The following is a 3,794-nucleotide window of genomic DNA, read 5'->3' as shown; positions in this document are numbered from 1 at the left end:
TGATCATCCCGGCCTGGCAGAACCGGCAGCCGCGCGTGCAGCCGCGGAAGATCTCCACGGAGAAGCGCTCGTGCACGGTCTCGGCCAACGGCACCAGCGGCTTGCGCGGGTAGGGCCAGGCGTCGAGGTCCATCAGGGTGTGCTTGGCGACGCGGAACGGGATGCCCGGACGGTTGGGCACGATCGCCTCGATGGTCCCGTCGGCGGCGTACGCCACGTCGTAGAACTTCGGGACGTAGACCCCGCCGCTGACCGCGAGGCGGCGCAGCAGCTCGTCGCGCCCGCCGGGCTCGCCCTCGACCTTCCACTCGCGCACGACCTCGGAGATGGCGAGCACGACCTCCTCGCCGTCGCCGAGGACGGCGGCGTCGATGAAGTCCGCAATGGGCTCGGGGTTGAAGGCGGCGTGGCCACCGGCGAGCACGATCGGGTCGTCCTCGGTGCGGTCCGCCGCGTGCATCGGGATGCCCGCGAGGTCGAGGGCGTTGAGCATGTTGGTGTAGCCGAGCTCGGTGGAGAAGCTCAGGCCGAAGACGTCGAAGGCGCGGACCGGCCGGTGCTGGTCGACGGTGAACTGCGAGATGTCGTGCTCGCGCATCACCGCTTCCATGTCGGGCCACACGGCGTAGGTGCGCTCGGCCACGATCCAGTCGCGCTCGTTGAGCACCTCGTAGAGGATCTGGACGCCCTGGTTGGGCAGACCGACCTCGTAGGCGTCGGGGTACATCAGCGCCCAGCGGACCGTCTGGCCACCCTCGGTGTCGGCGCCGCAGTCCCACTCCTTCAACGTGGAGTTGAGCTCGCCACCGACGTACTGGATGGGCTTCTGCACGGACGGGAGCCGGGACTCCAGCTGGGGGAAGACCGATGCCGGGGAGACAGCGACGGACACGGAGACACACCTCGAGGACTGGCAGGGAAGGAGCAACCGCCAAGGCTACGCCGGAAGTCTCGTCGGTGCGCAGTTCCCCCCGAACCGCCGACGCCACCGTGCTCGGCGCCTGCGTTCTGCGGCACACTTCTCCTCGACAGCAACGCGACGTACGAAGAAGCACTCGGGGGAAGCCAGTGAGCAAGCGCGAGAACCTCGTCCGCGCCGGGTTGCTGCTGCTCGTCCTCGGCATCATCGCGACGCTCTTCGTCCTCGACCGCTCCCGGGGCAACGACCGGCCCGAGGCCGCGTCGACGTCGACCTCGACGTAGCCGTAGCCATCGACGCGTCCGACCGGCCCGGTCGTCCCCCTACCGACGCCCAAGCCGGGCAAGGCCGAGACCGATGTGATCCCGACGCCGCCGCCCGGCATCGAGGCCATCGCCTGTCAGAAGTTGCAGCAGTCGGTCGAGATCAGGGTCCTCGACTTCAACACGCACCGCTCCTACGGCGGCATCGGCACCGTCGCCGCCGAGATCGCGGCCGTCGACCCCGACATCGTGCTCCTGCAGGAGATCGACCGCTTCAAGGGCGGCACCGGCAACATCGACCAGGCCGCCTACTTCGCCGAGGCGCTCGGGATGAACCACGCGTTCGGCGCCAACGTGCGATCAGGCAACGGGGAGTACGGCGTCGCGATCCTCTCGCGCTTCGAGATCCTCAGCTCCGAGAACTATCTCCTGCCCAACGCTCCGGGCGCCGAGCAGCGCGGCCTGCTCGGGGTTGGCGTCGAGATCGGCGGACAAGAGGTCCGCATCTACACCACCCACCTGCAGAACAAGCTGCCCGGACTGCGCGAGGCCCAGGCCCGCCACGTCGCCGGCATCCTCGCCAACGAGGAGAACCCGATCATCCTCGGCGGCGACATGAATGCCACGATCAGCACCGCGACCCTCGCCCCCCTGACCAGCCAGCTCGTCGACGCCTGGTCGACCGGCTCCGGCCCCGAGGGCACCGGGCCCAACGGCTCGCGCATCGACTTCCTGCTCGCCAGCCCGACCATCAAGCCGCAACGAGCGTCAGTGTTGGGCTCCGCGATCTCCGACCACTCGCGGTTGTACGCCGACTTCGTGGTCCCCGCCTCGACCGACTGCCCGACCCAGCCCCGCAAGGAGAAGAAGAACTAGCGGCGGACGAGCACCCTCGGTGTGGCGAGCAGCCGGGTCGGCAGCGCCGCAGACGAGCGCAGGTGGATGTTCTGCAGCAGGCCGAGCGCCAGCATCCCGGCGAACATCGAGCTGCCGCCGTACGACACGAAGGGCAGCGGGACGCCGGTGACCGGCATGATGCCGAGGCACATGCCGATGTTCTGGAAGGCCTGGAAGCCGAACCAGCACGCGATGCCTGCCGCGGCGATGCGGCCGAACATGTCGTCGGTGTCGGCCGAGATGGCAAGCGCGCGCCAGATGACGATGGCGAGCAGGGCGATGAGCAGCCCGGCACCGACGAGCCCGAGCTCCTCGCCGGCAACCGTGAAGATGAAGTCGGTGTGCTGCTCGGGCACGAAGCCGGACCGGGTCTGCGAGCCGTCGAAGAGTCCCTGACCGAAGAGCCCGCCGTTGCCGACCGCGATCCGGGCCTGCTCGACGTTGTAGCCGGCGCCGCGCGGGTCGAGGCCGGGGTTGGTGAAGGCGAGGAAGCGGTCGACCTGGTAGGCCTTGAGCACGCCCGCGCTGACCGCGACGGTCGCGCCCGCGAGGCCGACGACCGTCAGTCCGATCAGCCAGCGCCGGTCGGCGCCGGAGACGGCCAGCACCCCGAAGACGGTCGCGGTCAGCACGAGCATGGTGCCGAGGTCGGGCTGCAGCATGATCAGGGCGGCGGGGATGCCGGCTATCACCAGCATCGCGATCACCTCGATGCTGCGCACACCACGGCGCCATCGCCCCTCCGTGCGCTCGGCCACCAGCAGTGCCATCCCGACGACGACCGAGAGCTTGGCGAACTCCGAGGGCTGGATCGACATCCCGCCCAGTTGGATCCACGACCGCGAGCCGTTGATCGTCGAGCCCGCGACCAGCACGAGCCCGAGCCCGACGATCGAGCCGACGTAGAACAGCGGCGCCACGATCCGCACCCAGCGGTGGTCGGTGGCCATCACGATCACCATCAGCACCAGGCCGATGGCGACGTTGACGAGCTGCTTGGTGAGGTAGGCGGTGGTCTCGCCGCCCGTGAGGTCCTCGCGCGTCGAGGTCGCCGACCAGACCAGCAGGGTGCCGAGGCCGACGAGCGCAAGGGCCGCGACCATCAGCAGCCAGTCGAGACCCGGCGCCTTCAGGGCCGCGCGGCCGGACAGGGTGCTGGGCGTCGAGGTGCTCACTTCTTCTCCTTCACCGGCGGCAGGATCGAGCCGTCGTCGAGGAAGGTCGGCAGCCTCACCGGGGCGACGACGCCCGGGATCGCCTCGTCGGCGGGCTTCACGGCCTCACCCTCGATGCCGTACAGCGCCTCCCAGATCTTGCGCACGCCCTCACCGACGGACCCGGAGCCGGTGCCGGCCTGGCTCATCATCATCACCACGACGTAGTCCTCGGTGTAGCTCGCGACCCAGCCGGTCGACTGCTTGCCGAAGACCTCCGCGGAGCCGGTCTTGGAGCGCACGACGACGTCGTCGAGCGGGAAGCCGCCCATCTTCCAGGCCATGGTGCCGACCTTGGTGACGCCCTTGAGCGCCTCGTCGATGTAGTCGAGGTACTTCTCGGGTACGTGGACATCGCCGGTCCTGCGCGGCGCGAACCGGCGCAGCACCTCGCCGCTCGGGCTGACCAGCGCCTTGGCCACGGTCGGGGCGTAGAGCGTGCCACCGTTGGAGATCGCGGCGTAGGCACGAGCCAGCTGCAGGGGCGTGACGATCGTGTCG

4 protein-coding genes and 1 pseudogene are annotated in these 3,794 nt (G+C 69.5%); 2 read left to right on the top strand and 3 right to left on the bottom strand.

Annotated elements, in window-relative coordinates:
- Nucleotides 1-892, bottom strand: a pseudogene (locus RMO85_RS11905) (B12-binding domain-containing radical SAM protein); the annotation flags it as partial.
- 176 nt (nt 893-1,068) lie between these two features.
- Here RMO85_RS11905 and RMO85_RS11900 point away from each other — a divergent pair.
- Both RMO85_RS11900 and RMO85_RS11895 read left to right on the top strand, forming a co-directional pair.
- Nucleotides 1,069-1,203 carry a hypothetical protein gene (locus RMO85_RS11900; RefSeq protein ID WP_310528939.1) on the top strand — a complete coding sequence of 45 codons (135 nt, stop codon included), beginning with the start codon at nt 1,069-1,071 and terminating at the stop codon, nt 1,201-1,203.
- Between the two features lie 75 nt (nt 1,204-1,278).
- The gene (locus RMO85_RS11895) at nt 1,279-2,058 is read left to right on the top strand and encodes an endonuclease/exonuclease/phosphatase family protein (protein ID WP_310528938.1); all 780 of its coding nucleotides are present in this window, start codon (nt 1,279-1,281) and stop codon (nt 2,056-2,058) included.
- Here RMO85_RS11895 and rodA read toward each other — a convergent pair.
- Nucleotides 2,055-3,254: a rod shape-determining protein RodA gene (gene rodA / locus RMO85_RS11890; protein WP_310528937.1), complete on the bottom strand. Its 1,200-nt coding sequence runs from the start codon at nt 3,252-3,254 to the stop codon at nt 2,055-2,057. The genes RMO85_RS11895 and rodA overlap by 4 nt on opposite strands.
- Nucleotides 3,251-3,794: penicillin-binding transpeptidase domain-containing protein (locus tag RMO85_RS11885; RefSeq protein ID WP_310528936.1), on the bottom strand; the 544-nt coding region annotated here is incomplete at its 5' end. The genes rodA and RMO85_RS11885, both read right to left, overlap by 4 nt.

Origin of the sequence: Nocardioides sp. (assembly GCF_031422975.1) — a bacterium.
Lineage (GTDB): Bacteria > Actinomycetota > Actinomycetes > Propionibacteriales > Nocardioidaceae > Nocardioides.
This window is presented reverse-complemented; position numbering and strand designations above follow the sequence as displayed.